This window comes from Mesorhizobium sp. M0152 (assembly GCF_040322415.1).
Taxonomy (GTDB): Bacteria; Pseudomonadota; Alphaproteobacteria; order Rhizobiales; family Rhizobiaceae; genus Mesorhizobium.
The window spans coordinates 14,989-35,953 of record NZ_JAMYTH010000032.1; the positions used below are offsets into that span (position 1 = coordinate 14,989).

Consider the following 20,965-nt stretch of genomic DNA (forward strand, 5'->3'; position numbering starts at 1 on the left):
AAGAAACCGGCCTGAAGGAGAAACCGGCATAGGGTTCAGCCTGTGTTCGCCGGCTTGTGGGCGGCCACGCCGGCGACGACGAGAGCGATGCCGAGGCAATCTCTGACGTCCGGAATCTGGCGCAGCACGATGACGCCGATCAACGTCGCGGTGACCGGCAGCAGCGACAGCATCAGCGCGAAGCTCGAGCGCGGCAGCCGCGACATGGCGAGCTGGTCGCAGATGTAGGGAATGACCGACGAGCAGATGCCGACGCCGACGGCGGCGAGCAGCAATTGCGGTGCCGAGAAAGCCGGCAATGCTTGGGCAAGGCCGATCGGTAGCACGGTGATGAAAGCGATCGCCATGGCCGCCCCCAGGCCAGCGATGCCGGCGCCGGCGCGGGCGACCTTGTGGCCGAGCACGATGTAGCCGACGAACAGCGCGCCGTTGAGGAAGGCCCAGAACAGTCCAAGCGGATCGCTCGACCATTTGATGTCGATGAGCAGCAAGGTGCCGACGACGGCGACGGCAAGGGCGGCGAGATTACGCGGGCTTCTGAAGCCGATAAGCGCGACACCGATGGTGCCGACGAATTCGATCGCTGCCACCAGTGAGATCGGCAAGCGGTCGAGCGCCAGGTAGAACGAGCAGTTCATCACCGCCAGACAGGCGCCAAAGGCGAGCAAGAGCAGCCGCGTCGGGCGATCGGCATGGGCGAGGGTTCGCCATGGGCGGGTCAGCGGCGCGAAAATCAGCGCCGCGGTGGCGATGCGCAGCCACGCCATGCCGAGCACGCCGACATGCGGGAAAAGCAGCACGGCAAAGGCCGGTCCAAGATAGTGGAAGACGGCACTGATGCCGAACCAGACATGCGGCGGCAGTTTTGTCGCCATGCTGTCGAGCGCGCCGAGGGCTGAGCTGATAACCGGGGCTTGTGTCTGGTCATCCATCGGAGCAGTATCGCAGGCGATATCCGCGAATTATATGGATGATGCTCAAGCGATTTGATCGTCCCTTCGCCGAAAGCAAGGAGATTTTCGTGAAACGCCTTCGAACCGAAAATATCGATCTCGACCCGGCCGACATGAAGATCCTGCGCTTGCTGGAAAAAGACGCACGCACCAGCACCGCGGAACTGGCACGCTCGGTCGGCCTGTCGGCGCCGAGCGTCGCCGAGCGCATCAAACGGCTGCAAGAGAGCGGCGTGATCGAGGCTTATTCGGTGAGGATCAACCCTGCCGCACTTGGCCTGCCACTATCGGCATGGCTGCGCATCCGGCCGGTGCCGGGGCAATTGTCCGTCGTGGCCGAGATCATCCGCGACCTGCCGGAGATCGCGCAATGCGACCGGGTGACCGGCGAGGATTGTTTCATCGCGCTGGCGCATGTCGGCTCCGTGGCCGAACTGGAGCGAGTGATCGACCGCATCATTCCCTATGCGATGACAAACACGGCCATCATCCAGTCGTCACCGGTGGCGGCGCGTTCGCCGCTGCGGGCGCTCAGGCGCATGGCATGATGCTCAAGAGACGAAGCAATCGTTCGCCGATTATCCGCTAAACATCGCGCCGCTATGCGTCTGGGCCGAGTCTTGCTTCAAGGATGCGCTTCAGATTGGCGATGTTTGCCCGCATGCCCTGCTCGAAAAAACGCGATGCGAGCGGAGCCAGAAGTGCTATCGGTCCGCCCAGCCCGTCGCCGCTAATGGTGCCCTCGAGGTGCAGGATCGTCGCGGCGCCATCCCGGTCGAGCCGGTAGCGATAGCTGAACGGCGTTGGTCCGCTCACGCTTGCGAGCGTCAACAGCTTTTCGTCCTGGAATTCGGTGACTTCGACCGTGTTTTGGATGCGCCGTCCGGCAATTTGGCGAGTGAAGACAAAGCGACTTCCGCAACCCACTGGGCCATCGGACAGTCTTGTTACCGATTCCACCGCCGAGTACCAGCGTGGTGCAGCTTCGATATCCTGGAGGTATGCGAATACCGTAGCCGCGGGCCTTTCGATCTTCAGCGATATTTCGAACATTCCTTGCCCCTTTGCCCTTTTTAGCCTTTTCGACCGGGAAGCGGTTCGTCGAACGACTTTCTCTCCAATTTGCGCCGCGCAATGGCGTCACCCGACGGCGTTCCATCGACAAGGTGCCGCAATTGTCCGACTGCGATCACAATGCCTTCCGCTCCGAGGCGCTGCGAAACCCAGCCATAGAGCTTGTCTTCGACCTCGACGATGCCCTTGGCCAATTGCTTGCCCTCTTCGGTCAGCGCCAGGGTTACCTGCCTGCGGTCCAGCGCATTCTCACGCCGGTCCACGATGCCGCGGCCGACGAGTGTGTCGACCAGCCGGCTCGGACTGCCTGTCTCGCAGACCAGCAGCTTGCCGAGCGAACTGAGCGACATCTCACCGCCGGTACTGAGACACGAGATGACTTCCCCCTGCGACGGCGTGACCCCGAGGGGGGACAGCATTTCGGCGAGAAGCCGGTTTCCCTCTCGCTGCGCACCTAAAATGAGGAAGCGCAGCTCCTCTTCCGGGCTCATGCGGTCCCCCTGGGGTCGAGCGGGCGGAGCAGCGAGGCCGTCACCGGAGTGCGGGCAGCGAGGCGCGCGGCGCCGTCCGGGTCATGGGTCGGCAGATATACCGTCGGCTGTTCAAGACCAAAGCGCTTGATGTTCGCCAGTGTTGCGGCGGAGGCCTTGGCGTCGGGGCTGACGCCGTCCACTTTGCCGGCGAGCATAAGTCCCTCGGTGTAGGACGTATCCCCCGCGAGGAAAATGGTGGTGTCGCCATCGTGGACCAGCACGGAGAGGTGATCGGGCGTGTGACCCGGCGTGGCAACAGCAACGACATCGCCTGCCTTGGTCAATCGCTTGCTCGCCGCGAAGGGTCCATACGGCCCATCGTCGAGTTCGAGAGAGATCGGATCAAACCAGTTCGGCCAGCGTTGCGGAAGGTATCCGCGGATCATCCCCATAGCACCTTTGGCCTTTTCAATCTCGCCGCGCGCCGCCAAAATCTCGGTGTTCGGAAAGTGGACGAGTCCTGCATCGTGGTCCATGTGAAGATGGGTCAGCACCACGCGTTTGACATCACGCGGCGCGATGCCCAGCGCTCGCAACTGTGGGCCGATTTCCTCTTCGGGTTCAACTCGAAACATAACCTCCCAGCGGAAAAACGGATGCAGGGAACGGCCATGTCCGCGCAACAGATGCGCCGCCTGGCCGGTATCGACGACGATGACCCCCTCATCGTGCTCGATTGCCCAAGCGAACGACGGCAACCAGTCCGACCAGTTCCGGTCGGCGAAAATGCTGGCGAGGCCGTACCCTCGTCCCTCCATCTGCGCGGTTTTGATGCGGACGGATCCCGTCTGGATGGCATGTATTCTCATTTCCAGCTCCGATTTAATGACATATCATTTAATGACATAGCATGTATATGGGCAGACGCGATCTCGTGTCAATAGGCGGATATTCACGCCATGCGGGGCATCTTTAGCTGGTTCAAGGATGGATCAGCGCGATTCACCCAGCCCGTGAGCGTCACGGGAACGCATTGGCGCTACGGAGAGATGACCGGCAAGCTGATGAGGGAGGCCTGGAGCTATTTCACTGCCACGCCGATCAGGCGTGACCACGCTTCAAGCGGGCGCGCTTGAGGATACTGCGCCAGCGGATCATGTCGAACGGGATCGGCTCGTTGTTGTTGGCGATATGAAAAATCTCATTGTCGACGTTCTTGAGCGAGCGCCAGAAATCATAGTCTGATATGCGCGGATCGGCCGCCAGCCTGTCCACCTCGACCTTGATGTCGGTTTTCATGCACGTTCCTCGAACCGGCTCGCCGCGCCGCCCGCATCGCAACCCTGTGCGGATCGTTCTCGACCGCTCCGCTGAGTCGTTCAACGGCTCAATTGGCTTGTTCCCGTTAAAACCTCGGTAAGGTTAATGCGGCCGGTCGAGGGCTTCAAGCGGTCTTGCGGCGAATCCCGATCGAGCGGCCGGCGCGTTCCGGCATCGGCAATGCAGAATGCGCGGCGCGCATGGCTTCCACCTTGGCAAGCACATCGGTCGGGAAGGGCGCCACCTTCGGCCCGGACATGTCGACATGCAGGGACAGGGTCTCGGAGGTGGCGGCGAGCCAGCCGTCGACATGGCGAATTTCCTGGTAGGCCCGCAGCCGCTTCTCGTCGTGGTCGATGAGCTGGAAGGAAACCCTGACCTTGTGGTCCAGATGCAGCTCCTGCACGTAGCAGACATGGACTTCGGCGGTGTAGATGGTGAGTCGCCGGCTCTTCACGTAATCCAGCCCCATGCCCATCGCCTCGAAGGCCTCGTCCGAGCAGCGGTCGAACAGCACGTTGTAATAGGCCATGTTGAGATGGCCGTTGTAGTCGATCCAGTCCTTCTCGATGTCCATGGGCTTGGAGACGAAGGGGGCGGAGATGGACATCGAAACTTCCTTGTTCTGGCGCTGGACAGAGCGTGTCTACAGAGACTAGGCATCATCCATAGATGCATGACAAGGATGGGCGCTGGTCCATTCGCGGAGGATTTCATGGCTCTGAGCGACCTCAACTTGATTGAACGCAACGAGGAAGGCATCGCCGCGGTGCTCGGCATCCTCAAGCAGCGGCTGGGCGAGCGCTTCCAGACCGGCGAGGCTATCCGCTCGCAGCACGCGCACACCACCACTTACATCCCGACGCAGGCGCCGGACGGCGTCGCCTTTCCCGAGACAACAGCCGAGGTGCAGGAGATCGTGCGCGCCTGCGCCGCGCATCGCGTGCCGGTGATCGCCTTCGGCGTCGGCTCCTCGCTGGAAGGCCACACCAACGCCCCGGGCGGCGGCATATCGGTCGATACCTCGCGCATGAACCGCATCTTGGCGGTCAATCCGCAGGATCTCGACTGCACGGTCGAACCCGGCGTCACGCGCGAGGATTTGAACCGGCACCTGCGCGACACCGGCCTGTTCTTTCCGATCGATCCGGGCGCCAATGCTTCGCTCGGCGGGATGGCGGCAACGCGGGCATCCGGCACCAATGCGGTGCGCTACGGCACCATGCGCGAAAACGTGCTGTCGCTGACGGCCGTCATGGCCGACGGCGAGACGGTGAAGACCGGCAAGCGCGCGAAGAAGAGCTCGGCCGGCTACGATCTGACGCGGCTTTTGGTCGGCTCGGAAGGCACGCTCGGCATCATCACCTCGCTGACCTTGAAGCTGCAAGGCATTCCGCAGGCGATCTCCGGCGGCGTCTGCCCGTTTCCCAGTGTCGAGGCGGCCTGCAACGCGGTCATCGCCACGATCCAGATGGGCATCCCGGTGGCGCGCATCGAACTGGTCAACGCCTTGCAGATGCGGGCGATGAAGAACTATTCGAAGCTCGATTATCCGGAGAGCCCGTGCCTGTTCGTCGAGTTCCACGGCAGCGATGCCGGCGTTGCCGAACAGGCCGAGACTTTCGGGATGATCGCCGAGGAGAATGGCGGCGGGCCGTTCCTGTGGACCAGCGTCGCCGAGGAACGGACAAAGCTATGGAAGGCCAGGCACGATGCTTACTGGTCGTCGCTGACGCTGCGGCCGGGCGCCAAGGGCCTGTCGACCGATGTCTGCGTGCCGATCTCGCGCTTTGCCGAATGCGTCACCGAAACCGAAGCCGATATCGCCGAAATGGGCCTGATTGCGCCGATCGTCGGCCACGCCGGCGATGGCAATTTCCACGTGCTGGTGCTGATGGACGTGAACGACCCGAAGGAGATCGCGCTGTCGGAGAAATTCGTCGCGCGGCTCAACATGCGGGCGATCGCCATGGATGGCACCTGCACCGGCGAGCATGGCATCGGCCAAGGCAAGATCGGCTTTTTACGCCACGAGCTAGGCCATGGCGTCGATATCATGCGCACCATCAAGCAGGCGCTCGATCCGCTTGATATCATGAACCCGGGCAAGATATTGCCGAGGGACTAGGCCAGTCCTCCGACGCAAGTTTCCCAGGCGGCTCGAGCCGAGCTCGGCAGCTGCCCGCCACCTTCGGAACCGAGTCTCGGCTTTCACGTTGCGGCAACCAACGGATGTCGTCAAAGCGGAGCGGCCGCCCATGAACTGGAAAGGCGTCTGGAAGAATCAATACGGGTCCATCGTCGAAATCACCGACGATGCGGAAAACCGGATATCGGGATCGTTTCGGACCGCGCTGACGGACAGCGGTTTCCATGGCCAGGAAATTCCGATTCTGGGCGTCCACCGCGGCGACTGCATCAGTTTTGCCGGCGGTGGGAAAACGGCGGCTGGCGATGCAATCGTTTCTTACACCGGTCTCCTTCGGGAGGGAAAAATGGAGACGTTGTGGTTTGTCGTCTCGGATGCAGCGATAAAGGCTAGCGGCGAGGGCCAGCCTGCGAAAATCGAAAAACTGAATTGGTGGCGCTCGATGTCGACCAACGCGGACACTTTTCAAAGAAGCTAGTCCGATTTTGCCTCGCACGCGGCCGCTCGGTCATTCGCGGTCGGAGCCGACGTTCTGCGCGTCGAGCGGCACGCGGTCCCAGTTCTGCCCGACACCCAAGAATCTCCACTTTCCAGGATTTGCTTCAGATCGTCCGACATCGCGCAACACTGGATGAATTGCCTCTTTATCGACACGCGGATGCGGGTAGAGTGCGGCTGAATTTCATCAAACCCATTCGGAGCTGATGCTCGCACGCCTGTTCGTGATTTTCGGTGGCTTTTTCGTGCTGGTGCTGTGCGCGGCGCTGGTGGTGCCGTACTTTGTCGACTGGACCGGCTATCGCGCCGATTTCGAGCGCGAGGCCAGCGCCATCCTCGGCCGCAAGGTGACGGTGCAGGGCGACGCCACGGCGCGGCTTCTGCCGTTTCCGTCGGTGACCTTCTCCAACGTCGCCGTTAGCGGCGGTCCCGACGGCCAGCCGGCCATGACCGTCGAGACGTTTTCGATGGATGCCGAGCTGGCGCCCTTCCTGCGCGGCGAAGTGCTGATCTTCGACATGCGGCTGGTGCGGCCGAAAGCGACGATCGACATCGCCAATGACGGCACCGTCGACTGGGCGATGCGGCCGTCCTCGCCCTTCGATCCCGCCCAGATCTCGATCGAGAAGCTGACGGTGACGGAAGGGCAGATCGAACTGCGCCATGCCGCCGGCGGGCGCAGCCATTTCATGTCGGAGATCAACTCGACCATTTCGGCCAAGTCGCTGGCGGGGCCGTGGCGGCTGGACGGCACGCTGCGGTTGGATGGGTTGCGCACCACGGTCGCCGCCTCCACCGGCAAGACCGAAGGCAACGGGCAGATGCGGCTTCGGCTGAGGGCCGATCCCGACGCCTATCCGCTCATCATCGAGACCGACGGTAATGCCGGCATCGTCAACGGTGCCGCCGTCTATTCCGGCCAGTTCAAGATTTCGAATTCAGACAAGGACTCCGCCGACAGGGACAGCGCCGAACTGCGCGGCACCGATGGCAAGACGGTGAAGGTCAGCGCCGGCAAGCCCGATCCGGGCTTTCGGCTGAACGGCAAGTTTTCGCTCGACCACCAGAAGCTCGGCGTCGACGAATTCCGTTTCGAGACCGGACCGCTGGACAATCCCTACACCGCCGAAGGCAAGGCTTCGGTGGATCTCGGACAGAAGCCGAGCTTCGCCATCGAGGCCAATGGCGCGCAGGTGCAATTCGACGAAGCGGTGACAGGTGAAGCAGGCGCCGGCCTGACGCTGGATCAGCGCATCGCCGGGTTGGAGCAGGCGCTGCTCGGGCTTCCGAAGCCGACCATCCCCGGCACCGTGGAGGTCAAGCTGCCGGCGGTGGTGGCCGGCGATACCACGGTACGCGACGTGCATCTTTCGGCCGAGCCGGTCGATGGCGGCTGGTCGGTGAAATCGCTGGCGGCAACCTTGCCCGGCCGCGCCAAGCTGGAAGCCGACGGCATGCTCAGCGTCGAGGACCATTTCGGCTTCACCGGCTCGCTCTTGCTGGCGGTGGCGCAACCCTCCGGCTTTGCCGCCTGGCTGTCGAAGGATGTCGACGAGGCGATCCGCCGTCTGCCGGCCGCAGGCTTCAAGGCCAAGGTCGATCTCACGGAAAAGCGCCAGGCCTTCAGCGACCTCGAACTGATCCTGGGCAAGGCGAAGTTCTCCGGCCGCATCGATTCCAGCCGGCCTGATAATGCCAGGCCGTCGGTGCTGATGCGGCTCGAGGGCGGCGAACTCGACGTCGACGGGCTGGCGGCCTTCGCCTCGATCTTCGTCAGCGACAAGGGCGCCAACCGCTTCGCCGACCGCGACCTCGATTTCCAGATCAAGGCCGGCCCGGTCAGCGCCGGCGGTTTGACCGCCGACACGGTCGACACGGCGCTCAGGCTGCGCGAAGGGCTGCTCGAGATCGACCGGCTGTCGCTGGGCGGCCTGGCCGGCGCCTCGATCAGCGCCACCGGCCGGATCAAGGATTTCCCGGCGAGCCCGACCGGCAAGCTCGACGCTTCCGTGGTTGCTGTCGATCTCAAGCCGCTGATCGACGTCGCCGCGCAGCACTATCCCGACAATGCAGTGCTGGAGGGGCTGGCGAGCCGTGCCGCAGCCTATCCCGACCTGTTCCAGGATGCGCGCATCGACGTCGTGGCAAGTGCCGCCGACAATGGCGACTCCACCACGGGCTTGGCGGTGAGCGCGCAAGGCAAAGCCGGCGGATCATCCTTTTCGGCCTCTCTGTCGGGGAACGGAGCGGCGGACAAGCTTCTCGAAGCGCCGGCGACGCTGACCTTCAACGCCAGGAACCCTGACGCTACCGCGCTGCTGGCCCTCTACGGCCTGCCGGCGCTGCCGCTTGGCATGCTGGGAGAAGCTACCACGGATATCCAGGCCAAGGGCACGCTTGGCGGCGGCCTGGCGACGACTTTCAATCTCACCGGCAATGATTTCAGGGCCGGCTTCGAAGGAACCGTTGCGGATACGCCGCAAGGGCCCACCGCCAAAGGCAAGATCAACCTCGATGCCGCCGACATCGAGCCCTGGCTGATGACATCAGGCATCGGGCTGCCAGGCATGGGGGCGGGCATGTCGACGTCGCTGACGGCACAAGGAGATTACGGCAACGGGCTGCTGGTGCTGGGCAATCTAAGTGGCGCCATCAACGAAGCGGCGGTGTCCGGCGACGTCAATGTCGACGCCAAGGACGGCGTGCCACACCTGGCCGGCGCGCTGGCGCTTGACGAAATCGACCTCGATCCGATGGCCGTGGCCCTGTTCGGCGATTCCGCTTTTCTTGCCGACAAGAGTGGTCTTGCTGACAAGAGTGGGGCTGACAAGAGTGGAGCCGACAAGAGCGGCAACGACAGGAATGGCGTCTGGCCATCGGCTCCGTTCAGCCAGAAATCCAGCCTGCCGTTCACAGCCGATCTCGACCTGACGACAGCCGCACTTGCCGCCGGGCCGTTCGCCGCAGCCTATGACGCCGCCTTTTCACTGAAGCTCGACCAGGAAAGCGTCCGCGTTTCGGACCTCAAGGCAAAGTTCCTCGGCGGGGCGCTGACCGGCCTATTCGAACTGAAGAACAATGAAGGCACCGGATTGTTCACAGGCCAGATGAAACTGGCGGGTGCCGATCTGGCCAACGTGCTGCCGGATGCCGGCATCGGCGGCAAGGGCGACTTCTCGGCGGCGCTGTCGACCAGCGGCAAGTCGGTCGACGCCATGGTAGCCGCACTGTCCGGCTCCGGCACGGCGACGCTCAAGGGTTTGCAGATTGCCGGCGTCAATCCCAATGCGTTCAGCGCGTTCCTGGCCAAGGCCGATGCGATCGGCCGCGACATCGACGCGGCCAAGACCGCCGGCTTTGCACCTGAGATCGCTGGCGATGGAAGTTTTGCCGCCGGGGATGCCGACATCGCCTTCACGATTGCCGGCGGCACGCTGCGGGCGCCGCCGATCAGCCTCGAAACTCCGGCGGCGACCTTGTCCGCCGACATCACGGCCGATCTCAACACAGCCATGGTTTCCGCCAAGGGAGCAATCACCTATCGGCCCGGCGACGAAGCGCTGGTCGGCTCCGACCCGGTCGTGAATTTTACCGCCGAGGGACCGTTCGGCGGCGTGAAACGGCAGTTCGACAGCGAGCCGCTGGCGCAGTTCCTGACCCAGCGCGCGCTGGAAAAGGAGCAGCAGCGCGTCGAAGCGATGCAGGCCGCGTTGCTCGAAAAGCAGCGGCTGCGGCGTGAGGTGCGCTACTACGCGGCGCTGCAGGACGCGCGTGAAAAGGCGGCCGAGGAGAAGCGCCAACAAGAGGAGGCGGCGCGGTTGAAAGCAGAGGCCGACGCCAAGGCCAAAGCCGAGGCGGACGCCCAGGCCCAGGCTGAAGCCGATGCAAAGGCGAAAGCCGATGCGGAAGCGAGAGCCAAGGCGGATGCCGAGGCGAGGGCACAAGCCGAAGCCGAAGCGAAGGCCGCGGCCGAACGACAGGCTGCCGACGAAGCGGCCAAGGCCGAGGCCGAACAGGAGCGGCGGAAAACGGAAGAGGGGGTTGGCATCGCCACGCAGGAAAAGGCGAGGCTCGAGGCTGAACGCAAGGCCGCGGAACAGGCGCCGAAGCCCGAGCGGACGCCGCCAGCCAACGACAATCCGCCTCCGGCCAAGCCAAAGGCCAATCCCTTCACGATCGACAATCTGCTGAAATCGTTGGAGTAGGGAGTAGAGCTCCCATCGCTCAATCCGCAGGGGTAACCATTCAAAGAACGGACATTTTGGCGCTGTCGGCGACGTAGCGGGCGTGGCGAAAATCGCGGATGGCTGCAAGCCTACCATCCTGCCAGGCCAGCAGGATGAAATAGGCCGGAGGTGCCGTCGGATCGTCGCCATCGCGGACGAGAACCGCCGGTCTGTCCTCGACAAACCCGGGCACGAAACACCAATCCTGGACCCGTGAATAATTGTAAAAGTAGGTGCTGACTTCCTTGCGTCCGTTGAGCCGCGCCTTGGCCACCAGCTCCAGCCGCACTTCATCGGCCAGCATGTCGCGCACCGCATCGAAATCGCGGGCGTTGAAGCGATCGATATAGACGTCGAGCAGCGCACGTTCGGATGTGCTCAGCCGGGGAAGCGGGCGGTCGTCAGGTTCGTCGGCAAGCTCGCGCAGGCGGCCGCGGCCGCGATGCAGCGCCGCCTTGATCGCCGGGATGCTGGTCCCCAGCATGGCGCTGATCTCCAGCAGCGAATAGCCCAGGACATCCATCATGATGACGCTGCTTCGCTGGGCGACGGGAAGGCGCATGAATGTATGCAGGCCGGCCGCGGCCGCCTGACGGTCGATGGCGGGATTTGCCGGGTCGACGATCATATCCAGCTCCTCGTCGGAAAATGCCTTTTCACGGGTGCGCCGGCGCAGGAAATCGAGCGCCGCATTGTGCGCGATGCGGAACAGCCAGCCTTCCGGATTGGTGATCGGGCCGGCATCCGGCAACGCCTCGAACGCCTTGGCCATCGCCTCCTGCAAGACATCCTCGCCATCGACGACCGAGCCCGTCATGCGGGCGCAATAGCGGTGCAGCTTGGGCCGCAATTCCCCGAACAGCCTGTCAAAGAGCGCGCTCTGGTCGCCAGGAACGGTTATGTTCATACGCCTTCCCCGTGACGTCGTTGCACCCGCAACTACTCGGCCTGCATCCGGTAATGGCCGACCATGGTCATTACGTCGCGATGCGGCGGGTCGATGCAGCGATCCCGGATGCCGTCCTGAAAGGCCTCAAATGCGGCAAGCCCGGGAATGATGCCGGCATGGCCCTCGGTTTCCATCTCGACCATGTGGACGAACGTACCGTCGCTGGACCGCCATGTCATGTAGCGGACGCCTTCCGGCGATTTGTCGCGCAGTTCCTGGAACACGGCCTTGACCAGGCGCTCGTTCTCGTCGGCCCGTTCCGGTTTGGTCTTGTAGCGTATCAGGTGGTGTTTCATCGCATCCTATCCTTTTTGGCCGCCTTGCGTTCCGCAGGCGCTCATCTCCAAGACGTCGCGGCGAGGCCAAAGGATTCGACGTCGGCGAAAATAACCGGCGTTGTCCGCGCCAGGACGCCGGCAGTCACTTGGCGCCCCGATCGAGCAGGCGCCTCAGCATGGGTTCGATGCGGGACAGTTCGTCAAGATGGGCGGCCGACAACTCGGCCAGGCGATCGTCGGCGCGCTCGGTCAGCCGCAGCAGCACGCGCCGATGATCGTCCTTGTCCTGATCCCTTGCGACCAGCCCTGCCTCGCAAAGGCGATTGACCAGTTCGACGGCGCTGTGGTGGCGGATGCGCAGGCGCTCGGCCAGATCGCCGACCGTGACCGGTCGGCCGCCCGGAAACCCCTTGATCGCCAGCAGCGCCTGGTGCTGGCGCGGCGTCAGGCCGGCGTCTTCGGCCTGCACCTGGCTGAATTCGATAAAGCGGCGGATCAGGTAGCGAAACTCGGAGAGACGCTGGTAATCGGCTTGGCTGATGGCGGGGCGTGATTTTTGCGGCTGCGTCATATCAGACATTTGTTTGTTTTCCGGCGAAAGCTCAAACGGATTTCGAACAGAACCGGCTTGAATATTTATATCGTGTTACGATACATAGCCAACCGACAGTCCCGGTCGGTCGCGTTGGCCCTGCCGCGGATCAGATACGGCCGCCGCCAGGAAGCAAATCCACCATGAAGACGCATCAGCCCAATCCCGGCCACCTCAGGGATTTCACCACCGACGCCAGGGTGTTGCTTGTGGCGGCGATAGCCGTGGTGGTGGCGACAGCGGGGCTGTTTGCCGGCATCGTGCTTTTGAAACTGATCCGGCTTGCCACCAACATCGCCTATTTTGGCCAATTCTCGCTCGCCGACCTGAAGCTTGAGGATACGCCGCTCGGCTATGCCGCCGTCATCGTCCCGGTGATCGGCGCACTGATCATCGGCCTGATGGCGCGTTTCGGCAGCGAGAAGATCCGCGGCCACGGTATTCCCGAGGCCATCGAGGCGATCCTGCTCGGGCGTTCGAAACTCGACGCCAAGGTTGCGATCCTGAAGCCGCTGTCGTCGGCGATCTCGATCGGTTCCGGCGGACCGTTCGGCGCCGAGGGCCCGATCATCATGACCGGAGGCGCGATCGGCTCGCTGATCGCGCAGATGCTGCCGGTCAGCGACAATGAACGCAAGACGCTGCTGGTGGCGGGAGCGGCGGCCGGCATGACCACCGTGTTCGGAACGCCGATCGCCGCCATCATGCTGGCCGTCGAATTGCTGCTTTTCGAATGGACACCACGCAGCTTCATTCCCGTCGCGGTCGCGGCGATCATTGCCGAGGTCGAGCGCACCATGCTGCATCTGCCCGGGCCGATCTTTCCGTTTCAGGGCGGCATGGAGATTTCCTTTGTCGGCCTTGCCGGCTGGATCGCGATCGGTGTCGCGGCAGGCCTGTTGTCGGGGCTGCTGACGCAGATGGTCTATGCCTGCGAGGACGGTTTCCAGAAGCTGCCGATTCACTGGATGTGGTGGCCGATGCTCGGCGGCCTGGTGGTCGGCATCGGCGGGCTGATCGAACCGCAGGCGCTCGGCGTCGGCTACGACAATATCGCCGAGATGCTGGACGGCCGCATGGTCGCCACCGCGGCGCTCATGCTGCTTGTGGTGAAGGGCATTATCTGGTCGGTTGCGCTCGGTTCGGGAACATCGGGCGGCGTGCTCGCGCCGCTGTTGATCATGGGCGGGGCAATGGGAGCGGTGCTTTCCGGTTTCCTGCCGGAGGCGGATCCAGGCTTCTGGGCGCTGCTGGCGATGGCCGCCACCATGGGCGGCACGATGCGCGCGCCGCTGACGGCGACCTTCTTCGCCGTCGAACTGACCGGCAACACGCATATGCTGGTGCCGCTGATCGCCGCCTGCGCGGCGGCGCATGCGGTCACCGTGCTCCTGATGAAGCGTTCGATCCTGACCGAGAAGATCGCCAGAAGGGGACATCATCTGGTTCGCGAGTATCGCGTCGATCCTTTCGCCCTGACCAGGGTGCGCGAGGTGATGACCTCGCAGGTCGAGAGCGTGCCGGCGGCAATGACGCTGCATGGCGCGGCCGCGTTCCTGACCGCCCCGGAAACGCGGCATCCGAGCTTTCCGGTGGTCGACGAGAACGGACATGTGCTCGGCCTCATCGATCCGCCGGCGATCCTGCGCTGGAGACGCGCCGGCAAGCACAGGACGACGACGCTCGGCGACTTGCTTGCCGGAAGCAAGGTGACGCTCGCCTATCCGGATGAGTATCTGGAAGGCCTGTCGGACAAGCTGTTGACCGCCAACGTGTCGCATCTGCCGGTCGTCACCCGCGAAAGCCAGCAACTGGTCGGTTATGTCGGCTGGAAGGATTTGATGCGCGTACGGTCAAGGAAGCAGGCCGAGGAGCGCGATCGCTCGACTTTGCTGGGTTTCGGCGCCGGACGCAGGAAAAAGGAAGACGTGGTCGACGGTGTCTAGCCGCCGCGCTTCGCCCGCTCCAGGACATAGAGCCTGAGCGCCGAGGACAGATTGGTGTCGCGGGGCCGCGTCTCATCGACTTCGGCGACGAGCGCGGCGAGCGTCAATTGCCGCGCTGCGGCGATCGCGACGAGGTCGTCGTAGAAGGGCTTTTCGAGGGAATAGCTGGTGCGGTGGCCGCGGATCGTCACCGAACGCTTTTCGACGGCGCTCACGCCGGCACCGTCATTGCTCGCTGTCGCCGCCGGATGGCTCGCGGCGGTGTCCGGCGACGAATCTTTCGCTTCTGTCGGCCGTCATGCGGTCGCGCTCTTTTTCGGCCCGGGTGCGGCCATGCAAGGCGCGGTTCTGGTCGGCCGTGTGTTCCTTCTCCAGCCTTGCCTTCTGCTTGCGGACATGGCGAAGATTGACGATGTCGGCCATTGGCTCGGGAGCTTATTTCTTGCGGAAGGCGTCGAGCGAAACGACTTCGGCGCCCTTGGCGGACGCATCGGCCGGGGCAGGCTTCTTCTCGGCTTCGGCGGCGGCCTTCTTTTCGGCTTTCGGCTTTTTCTCCGAAACGACCGCCAGCGGCTCGGGGGCGGTCGGCTCCTCGGCCGCCGCGTCGTCGGTCTTGACGTCGAACTCGAGTTCGAAATTGACCGACGGATCATAGAAGCCGCGCACGGCCGAGAACGGGATTTCGAGTTTCTCCGGCACGTCGGAGAAGGAAAGGCCGACCTCGAAGCCGGTGTCGGTCACCTTGAGGTCCCAATATTGGAACTGAATGACGATGGTCATCTGCTCGGGATACCGCTCGCGCAGCCGCGACGACACCCGCACGCCCGGTGCGCCGGTCAGGAAGGTGATGAAGAAATGATGGTTGCCGGGGAGGCCGGTGCGCGCGACCTCGGCCAGAACCTTGCGCATGACGCCGCGCAACGCCTCCTGGGCCAGAATGTCGTAGCGTATGTGGTCGTCGGCCATGTCGGGTTCCGTTGAATCGTCCGCATAGCTGTAATCAAGCTTGAGCGCGGCGTAAACCGCATATAGACCATAGCCGCGCCGAAGCGAGGACTTATTGCCGACGATTTGATCGGTGGGCTGCTCCGCCGCGGCTGTGATTGTCAGGCGCCAGCCAGGGCGCTCTGCTTTTCCACCAGGGCCGCGGACCGGCGCTTGCCGAAGGCGCGAAGGAAGGTACGCACACCATTCCTCGCGGATTGCACTACCTCCTCCTCGCTCGGCGTGCCGCCGAGCATGAAGGTGGTCTGCAGCTCGGCATTGGCAAGGCCAAGGAATTGGCGTGCCGCCACGTCGGGATTCTCGATCGTGAGATAGCCGCCATAGGCGAGGCGGGCGAAGCGGGCGGCGATTGCCGGCCATGTCCTGCCCGGTCCCTGTTCGCGCCACTCGGCGAACAGTTCGGGATAACGCTCGCCTTCGGTATGGATCAGCTTGCGCAGGAATTTGCCGTCGCGGTTGCAGATGCAATTCTGATTCATGCGCACGGCAAAGCCGGTCAGATCCGCTTCAAGATCCTTCGGCTGGTCGGGAAAGGTGGCAATAGTGGCGAAGATGCCGGCATTGCAGCGCTCGGTAAGATCGCGCACCACGGCGATGAACAGTTTTTCCTTGTCGCCGTGGTGGTTGTAGACCGTCTGGCGCGAGACGCCGGCCTCGACTGCGATCAGGTCGATATTGGCGCCGGCAAAACCTTCGCGGCAGAACACGCCAGCGGCGGCGTCCACGATCGACACCCGCTTGGCCTCGTGGCCGCGTGGCGGGAAAATGTCAGGAGAGACGCTCGATTTCATGAAAATCTATATAGAGGTGATTGACGATTTAGACAAGAGTGTCTAAATTTCTGGACACAATATTAAGAGATTTCGCTGCGGAAACGTGTCGGAATCTCCTGGGATGAAACGTCCTAGGGTCAGATGTCGCCGGCCGGCGGCAACCAAATTCGAAAGAGCCTTATCATGAGTCCCAAATTCCTCCGCATCGCGGTCGTGCTCGGCCTGTTGTCCGCCATCGGCCCGTTCGCCATCGATATGTATCTGCCGGCACTGCCTTCGATCGGCGCCGATCTCAACGCCAGCACCGCGGCCGTGCAGATGAGCCTGTTGATCTTCTTCCTGTCGATGGGCTTTGGCCAGATCGTCGTCGGGCCGATTTCCGACATGGTCGGCCGCAAGCTGCCGCTTTATGGCGGTCTTGCGCTGTTCATGGTCGGCGGCATCGGTTCGGCCCTGGCGCCGAGCATCGAGTGGCTGATCGCTTTCCGCTTCCTGCAAGGGCTTGGCGCCAGCGCCGGCATGGCCATTCCGCGCGCCATTGTGCGCGACCTGCACACCGGCAATGAAGCCGCCAAGCTGATGTCCTTGCTGATGCTGGTGTTTTCGGTGTCGCCGATCCTGGCGCCGCTGACCGGCAGCCAGATCATCGAGAATTTCGGCTGGCGCGCCGTGTTCTGGACGGTGACGGGCGCGGCGGTGCTTGCCACCATCCTGCTCGCCACCTCGCTCAAGGAGACGCGACCGGCGGAAGAGCGTGTCGGTTCCTCCTTCGGCACGGCGCTTTCCGGCTATCGCTTCCTGATGGGGGACCGCAATTTCCTCGGCCTGGTGGCGATCGCAGGGTTCGGTATTGCGAGCTTCTTCGTCTATCTGTCGAGTTCGTCCTTCATCCTGATCGGCCATTACGGGCTGTCGCCTTCGGTCTACAGCGTGTTCTTCTCGATCAATGCGGTGGCCTTCATCGGCATGTCGCAGTTGACGGGATTGCTGGCCGAGCGCTTCGGCCTGCGGCGCGTGGTGCGTGTCGCGGTGACCGGCTACGCGACGACGATGGTGGTGCTGTTCGCGGTGATGGCGACAGGCATCGACCGGCTCGACGTGATGGCGGCACTGTTGTTCGTCGGCTACGGCTTCCTCGGCCTGGTCATCCCGACCACCTCGGTGCTGGCCATGGAAGAGCATGGCGAGATCGCCGGCACGGCCTCGGCGCTGATGGGCACGCTGCATTTCGCCATCGGTGCGGTCGCCATGGGCGTCGCCGGGGTGTTCTTCGACGGCACGCCATTGCCGATGGTCGCCGGCATCACGCTCTGCGCGGTGATTTCGTTCACGCTGGCCAAGATAACGCTCGGCCGCTCGCGCGAAGCCGTCGAGGCGCCAGCGGAGTAAGCGGCCACGAACACATGAAAAAGGCCGGGTTCGACCCCGCCTTTTTCATGTCAGTCCCGCCTCGGCCAGCACGAAGCGCAGCCGCGCCTCGACCATGGGAAAGAAGCACGCGGCGGCTCCGCGGCCCATGGGTCGTGCGAAGTTGGGTCGTGCAAAGTCTGCCAGCGCGGCCGATGCGTGTGCATTGAAAGGGGGAGAAGTGGAGGTTTCTGTTGCCAGGTACCTCCGAACCCCGCCTAGAAGTGCGAACCCCTAGGGCTTGATTTGAAGCTATCGCACTGCATTAAGCAGCGAGACGTGCTTCCGCATAGTTGTCGTTGGCAACTACAAGTTTAGCCCGATAACGGTGGTACAATGCCGGGCAAAAGTACGATCTTTACACCTTCGTCGATCCTATTTCGCCCCCAGCAAAAACCGCTCTGTCCAACAGCGGCTTTTGGTGGAGGCGCCGGGTACCGCCCCCGGGTCCGAACGGCTTATTTCATCGCCCATTTATCGCCATAGTCGGTCAAGCCGACAAAGCGAATATAGGGGGCCACCGCATGAAATGAAAGGCCACCTTGGCACTTTGTCCCTGTGTCAAATCGCGACGCCGAGGGTTGACTTGCACGCGGTCTCAACCGAAGCTTTGTCACGGTGAGGAGTTACCGAACGAGCGCACGAGTTGCGGAGCGCGCCACAGCCCTCATCGATCGATCCGTGGCGCCGACGAGGGGATTTTTATGGCCGACTATCTTGCGGATGTGAAGAAATACGACGCTGGCGCCGATGCCAACGTGGTCGAGAAAATCGTCAAGCATCTCGGCATCGCGCTGAGGAATCGCGATTCCTCCCTGGTATCCTGCACGGATCCGAAGGAATTGGAGCGCGTCAAGGAGAACTGGGTCGCCAAGAAGCTCGGCGTTGCCGACGCACAGAAGGCCGACGCCGCGATCGAGAAGACCTGCAAGGCGATGACCGCGGACAACACCAAGAACCGGGTGACTTTCTACTATCTCGTCGCAAAGGATCTGGGCAAGCTCGCGTCTCTCTGAAGGGGTGCTGCGATTTGCAAGGCTGGCAGCAGGCGGTTTGATTTTTAACTTGCCGGAGTCGGCGCCGCCCCTCATTGCCCTGCCGGGCATTTCTCCCCGTATAGTGACGGGGAGAAAGAGGCTGGCCGCGATCGCGCTGCCTCTCCTGCAACGTGGACGATTGGCGAAACCATCGATGACAGCGCCCCTCTCCCCGTCTCTATACGGGGAGAGGATGCCGGGAGGCAGGTGAGGGGCAGCGCAAACGCAGGCATGTGAAATAGGGCAAGCGCCGCTTTGTTGTGTTCGGCAGCCTGTCTGTCGGTTATGATGGCCGGACAACCGAATCGAGCGGAACCGATGCGCCAGTATCTCGACCTCTTGCAGCATGTGCTGGAAAACGGCGCCGACCGTGGCGACCGCACCGGTACCGGTACCCGCTCCGTCTTCGGTTACCAGATGCGGTTCGATCTGGCGCGCGGCTTTCCGGTCACCACCACCAAGAAACTGCACCTGAAGTCGATTATCCATGAGTTGCTGTGGTTCCTGGCCGGCGACACCAACATCAAATACCTGACCGACCATGGCGTTTCGATCTGGGATGAATGGGCCGATGAGAATGGCGACCTCGGCCCGGTCTATGGCAAGCAGTGGCGCTCGTGGCCAGACGGCCATGGCGGCTCGATCGACCAGATTGCCAACCTTCTGAAGGAGATACGCCGCAATCCTCAATCGCGGCGGCTGATCGTTTCGGCGTGGAACCCGGCCGAGGTGGAAGCGATGGCGCTGCCGCCCTGCCACTGCCTGTTCCAGTTCTATGTTTCGGAAGGGCGGCTTTCCTGCCAGCTTTACCAGCGTTCCGCCGACATCTTTCTCGGCGTGCCGTTCAACATCGCCTCCTATGCGCTGCTGACGCTGATGGTGGCGCAGGTGACCGGGCTAAAGCCTGGCGATTTCGTCCACACGCTGGGCGACGCGCATCTCTACTCGAACCATTTCGAGCAGGCGCGCGAACAGTTGCGGCGTACGCCGAGGGCGCTGCCGACGATGTGGATCAATCCGGAGGTGAAGGATCTGTTCGCCTTCCGCTTCGAGGATTTCCGGCTCGAAAACTACGTCGCCGATGCATCGATCAAGGCGCCGATCGCCGTCTAGAGCGGTTCACCGTTTCACGGAAACACCGAACCGCTCTATCTCTTTGTTTTTACGCAATTCCCAAGGGAAAGCGCTGCGCGCTTTTCCCGGGAAAACCGTTTCACACTTTTCTGGAATTGCTCTTGGAGCCGCGGGCCTCAATCGACCCCGACCGTCACATCCGATGCCTGACCGCGGCGTAGACCTGCTTGCGCTTTTCGAGCTTGAGATCGGCCACGGCCTCGTCGTTTCGAGGTTTGTGGTGCCTGTCTTCAGAGCAATCCATGTCGCACGGGCTCTTTCCAAGAGCGTCGGGCCTTCCCTTGTTATATTCATGCGGATATATCGGTTGGCGAGCCACAGCCGATTGGGTTTGAACCTAGGGAGAATTTTCGATGACGCGCGACGGTTTCGGATTGAGGGCGATTGCCATTGGCGGTTTTGCGGCGATGCTGATGGCGGCCGTGCCGGCCGCACATGCCGAAGACAAGGTTGTGGTTTTTGCCGCGGCAAGCCTCAAGGACGCGCTCGACGCCGTCAACAAAGCCTGCGCGGCCGATGTCGGCGATGCGGCGACGATCTCCTATGCCGCGAGTTCGGCGCTGGCCAAGCAGATCGAGGGTGGGGCCCCGGCCGACGTCTTCATCTCGGCCGACCTCGACTGGATGAAATATCTCTCCGACAAGAAGCTGACGAGGCCCGATACCGAAGTGAAGCTGCTCGGCAACGAGATCGTGCTGGTGGCGCCAAAGGATTCGACGGTGGAAACCAAGATCGAAAAGCGTTTCGACCTTGCCAGGCTGATCGGCGACGGCAAGCTCGCCATGGGTGACGTCAAGGCGGTGCCGGCCGGCAAGTACGGCAAGGCGGCGCTGGAATCGCTCGGCGTCTGGTCCTCGGTCGAGGGCAAGGTGGCGCAGGCCGAGAATGTTCGTGCGGCACTGAAGCTGGTTTCGACGGGTGAAGCGGGTCTTGGCATCGTCTATGCCACCGACGCGCATGCCGAGAAGGGCGTCAAGGTGGTCGGTACATTCCCGGAGGATTCGCACCCGCCGATCATCTATCCGGTTGCCCAGACCGCCGATTCGAAGGACAAGAATACGCTGGCCTTCCTGAAGTGCCTGCGGTCCGCCAAGGCCAGCGCGCTGTTCAAGGAGCAGGGTTTTACCGTACTCACGCCGAGCAACTGAGGT

22 protein-coding genes and 1 other RNA gene are annotated in these 20,965 nt (G+C 62.9%); 9 read left to right on the plus strand and 14 right to left on the minus strand.

Features of this window, described 5'->3' with window-relative positions; genetic code table 11:
* Positions 1–35: 35 nt before the first annotated feature.
* Complete coding sequence (locus NKJ26_RS25395) at positions 36–932, minus strand: EamA family transporter (RefSeq protein WP_352597792.1); 897 nt, start codon at positions 930–932, stop codon at positions 36–38.
* A gap of 89 nt (positions 933–1,021) precedes the next feature.
* Here NKJ26_RS25395 and NKJ26_RS25400 point away from each other — a divergent pair, with 89 nt between their 5' ends.
* Complete coding sequence (locus NKJ26_RS25400; protein ID WP_352597794.1) at positions 1,022–1,501, plus strand: Lrp/AsnC family transcriptional regulator; 480 nt, start codon at positions 1,022–1,024, stop codon at positions 1,499–1,501.
* A 52-nt stretch (positions 1,502–1,553) separates the two neighbouring features.
* Here the strand turns inward: NKJ26_RS25400 and NKJ26_RS25405 are convergent, their stop codons facing one another.
* The 5 genes from NKJ26_RS25405 to NKJ26_RS25425 form a co-directional block, all read right to left on the minus strand.
* The gene (locus NKJ26_RS25405) at positions 1,554–2,006 is read right to left on the minus strand and encodes an SRPBCC family protein (protein ID WP_352597796.1); all 453 of its coding nucleotides are present in this window, start codon (positions 2,004–2,006) and stop codon (positions 1,554–1,556) included.
* Positions 2,007–2,026: 20 nt separating this feature from the next.
* Complete coding sequence (locus NKJ26_RS25410; RefSeq protein ID WP_352597798.1) at positions 2,027–2,518, minus strand: MarR family winged helix-turn-helix transcriptional regulator; 492 nt, start codon at positions 2,516–2,518, stop codon at positions 2,027–2,029.
* Positions 2,515–3,369: an N-acyl homoserine lactonase family protein gene (locus tag NKJ26_RS25415; RefSeq protein ID WP_352697937.1), complete on the minus strand. Its 855-nt coding sequence runs from the start codon at positions 3,367–3,369 to the stop codon at positions 2,515–2,517. The genes NKJ26_RS25410 and NKJ26_RS25415 overlap by 4 nt, the downstream gene beginning before the upstream one ends.
* 232 nt (positions 3,370–3,601) lie before the next feature.
* Positions 3,602–3,799: a hypothetical protein gene (locus NKJ26_RS25420; protein ID WP_015317249.1), complete on the minus strand. Its 198-nt coding sequence runs from the start codon at positions 3,797–3,799 to the stop codon at positions 3,602–3,604.
* Positions 3,800–3,944: 145 nt separating this feature from the next.
* Complete coding sequence (locus NKJ26_RS25425; protein WP_352697939.1) at positions 3,945–4,430, minus strand: thioesterase family protein; 486 nt, start codon at positions 4,428–4,430, stop codon at positions 3,945–3,947.
* Between the two features lie 105 nt (positions 4,431–4,535).
* Between NKJ26_RS25425 and NKJ26_RS25430 the strand changes: the two genes are divergently transcribed.
* The 3 genes from NKJ26_RS25430 to NKJ26_RS25440 all read left to right on the plus strand — a co-directional run bounded on the left by NKJ26_RS25430 (position 4,536) and on the right by NKJ26_RS25440 (position 10,672).
* Positions 4,536–5,948, plus strand: a complete 1,413-nt coding sequence (locus NKJ26_RS25430; RefSeq protein WP_352697941.1) for an FAD-binding oxidoreductase — start codon at positions 4,536–4,538, stop codon at positions 5,946–5,948.
* Positions 5,949–6,078: 130 nt separating this feature from the next.
* Positions 6,079–6,447: an avidin/streptavidin family protein gene (locus NKJ26_RS25435; RefSeq protein ID WP_352697943.1), complete on the plus strand. Its 369-nt coding sequence runs from the start codon at positions 6,079–6,081 to the stop codon at positions 6,445–6,447.
* Between the two features lie 226 nt (positions 6,448–6,673).
* Positions 6,674–10,672 (plus strand): AsmA family protein, encoded by a 3,999-nt coding sequence (locus tag NKJ26_RS25440; RefSeq protein ID WP_352697945.1) that lies wholly within the window; start codon positions 6,674–6,676, stop codon positions 10,670–10,672.
* 40 nt (positions 10,673–10,712) lie between these two features.
* On the opposite strand, the gene NKJ26_RS25445 is transcribed toward NKJ26_RS25440, so the two are convergent.
* The 3 genes from NKJ26_RS25445 to NKJ26_RS25455 form a co-directional block, all read right to left on the minus strand.
* On the minus strand, positions 10,713–11,600 hold the full coding sequence (locus NKJ26_RS25445) for a sigma-70 family RNA polymerase sigma factor (protein ID WP_352697947.1): 888 nt from the start codon (positions 11,598–11,600) through the stop codon (positions 10,713–10,715).
* A 32-nt stretch (positions 11,601–11,632) separates the two neighbouring features.
* Positions 11,633–11,938, minus strand: coding sequence for a hypothetical protein (locus NKJ26_RS25450; RefSeq protein ID WP_352597808.1), 306 nt, complete (start codon positions 11,936–11,938; stop codon positions 11,633–11,635).
* A gap of 124 nt (positions 11,939–12,062) precedes the next feature.
* A complete protein-coding gene (locus tag NKJ26_RS25455; protein WP_352697949.1) occupies positions 12,063–12,500 on the minus strand; it encodes a MarR family winged helix-turn-helix transcriptional regulator in 438 nt (145 codons plus the stop codon).
* Positions 12,501–12,655: 155 nt separating this feature from the next.
* On the opposite strand from NKJ26_RS25455, the gene NKJ26_RS25460 reads away from it, so the two are divergent.
* Complete coding sequence (locus tag NKJ26_RS25460; protein WP_352697951.1) at positions 12,656–14,458, plus strand: chloride channel protein; 1,803 nt, start codon at positions 12,656–12,658, stop codon at positions 14,456–14,458.
* Here the strand turns inward: NKJ26_RS25460 and NKJ26_RS25465 are convergent.
* The 4 genes from NKJ26_RS25465 to NKJ26_RS25480 all read right to left on the minus strand — a co-directional run bounded on the left by NKJ26_RS25465 (position 14,455) and on the right by NKJ26_RS25480 (position 16,254).
* Entirely contained in the window at positions 14,455–14,673 is a 219-nt protein-coding gene (locus NKJ26_RS25465) for a ribbon-helix-helix domain-containing protein (protein ID WP_352697953.1), read from the minus strand. The genes NKJ26_RS25460 and NKJ26_RS25465 overlap by 4 nt on opposite strands.
* 10 nt (positions 14,674–14,683) lie before the next feature.
* A complete protein-coding gene (locus NKJ26_RS25470; RefSeq protein WP_352697955.1) occupies positions 14,684–14,881 on the minus strand; it encodes a DUF4169 family protein in 198 nt (65 codons plus the stop codon).
* A 12-nt stretch (positions 14,882–14,893) separates the two neighbouring features.
* The gene (locus NKJ26_RS25475) at positions 14,894–15,424 is read right to left on the minus strand and encodes an SspB family protein (RefSeq protein WP_027025901.1); all 531 of its coding nucleotides are present in this window, start codon (positions 15,422–15,424) and stop codon (positions 14,894–14,896) included.
* Positions 15,425–15,564: 140 nt separating this feature from the next.
* Complete coding sequence (locus tag NKJ26_RS25480; RefSeq protein WP_352697957.1) at positions 15,565–16,254, minus strand: TetR/AcrR family transcriptional regulator; 690 nt, start codon at positions 16,252–16,254, stop codon at positions 15,565–15,567.
* A 165-nt stretch (positions 16,255–16,419) separates the two neighbouring features.
* Between NKJ26_RS25480 and NKJ26_RS25485 the strand changes: the two genes are divergently transcribed.
* Positions 16,420–17,625 carry a multidrug effflux MFS transporter gene (locus tag NKJ26_RS25485; RefSeq protein ID WP_352697959.1) on the plus strand — a complete coding sequence of 402 codons (1,206 nt, stop codon included), beginning with the start codon at positions 16,420–16,422 and terminating at the stop codon, positions 17,623–17,625.
* A 198-nt stretch (positions 17,626–17,823) separates the two neighbouring features.
* Here the strand turns inward: NKJ26_RS25485 and ssrA are convergent.
* Positions 17,824–18,182: a transfer-messenger RNA gene (gene ssrA, locus NKJ26_RS25490) on the minus strand.
* A gap of 165 nt (positions 18,183–18,347) precedes the next feature.
* Here ssrA and NKJ26_RS25495 point away from each other — a divergent pair.
* The 3 genes from NKJ26_RS25495 to modA all read left to right on the plus strand — a co-directional run bounded on the left by NKJ26_RS25495 (position 18,348) and on the right by modA (position 20,962).
* The gene (locus tag NKJ26_RS25495; RefSeq protein ID WP_352697961.1) at positions 18,348–18,659 is read left to right on the plus strand and encodes a DUF2853 family protein; all 312 of its coding nucleotides are present in this window, start codon (positions 18,348–18,350) and stop codon (positions 18,657–18,659) included.
* A 339-nt stretch (positions 18,660–18,998) separates the two neighbouring features.
* On the plus strand, positions 18,999–19,793 hold the full coding sequence (locus tag NKJ26_RS25500) for a thymidylate synthase (RefSeq protein WP_352597822.1): 795 nt from the start codon (positions 18,999–19,001) through the stop codon (positions 19,791–19,793).
* Positions 19,794–20,167: 374 nt separating this feature from the next.
* Complete coding sequence (modA, locus tag NKJ26_RS25505; protein WP_352697963.1) at positions 20,168–20,962, plus strand: molybdate ABC transporter substrate-binding protein; 795 nt, start codon at positions 20,168–20,170, stop codon at positions 20,960–20,962.
* Positions 20,963–20,965 lie beyond the last annotated feature (3 nt).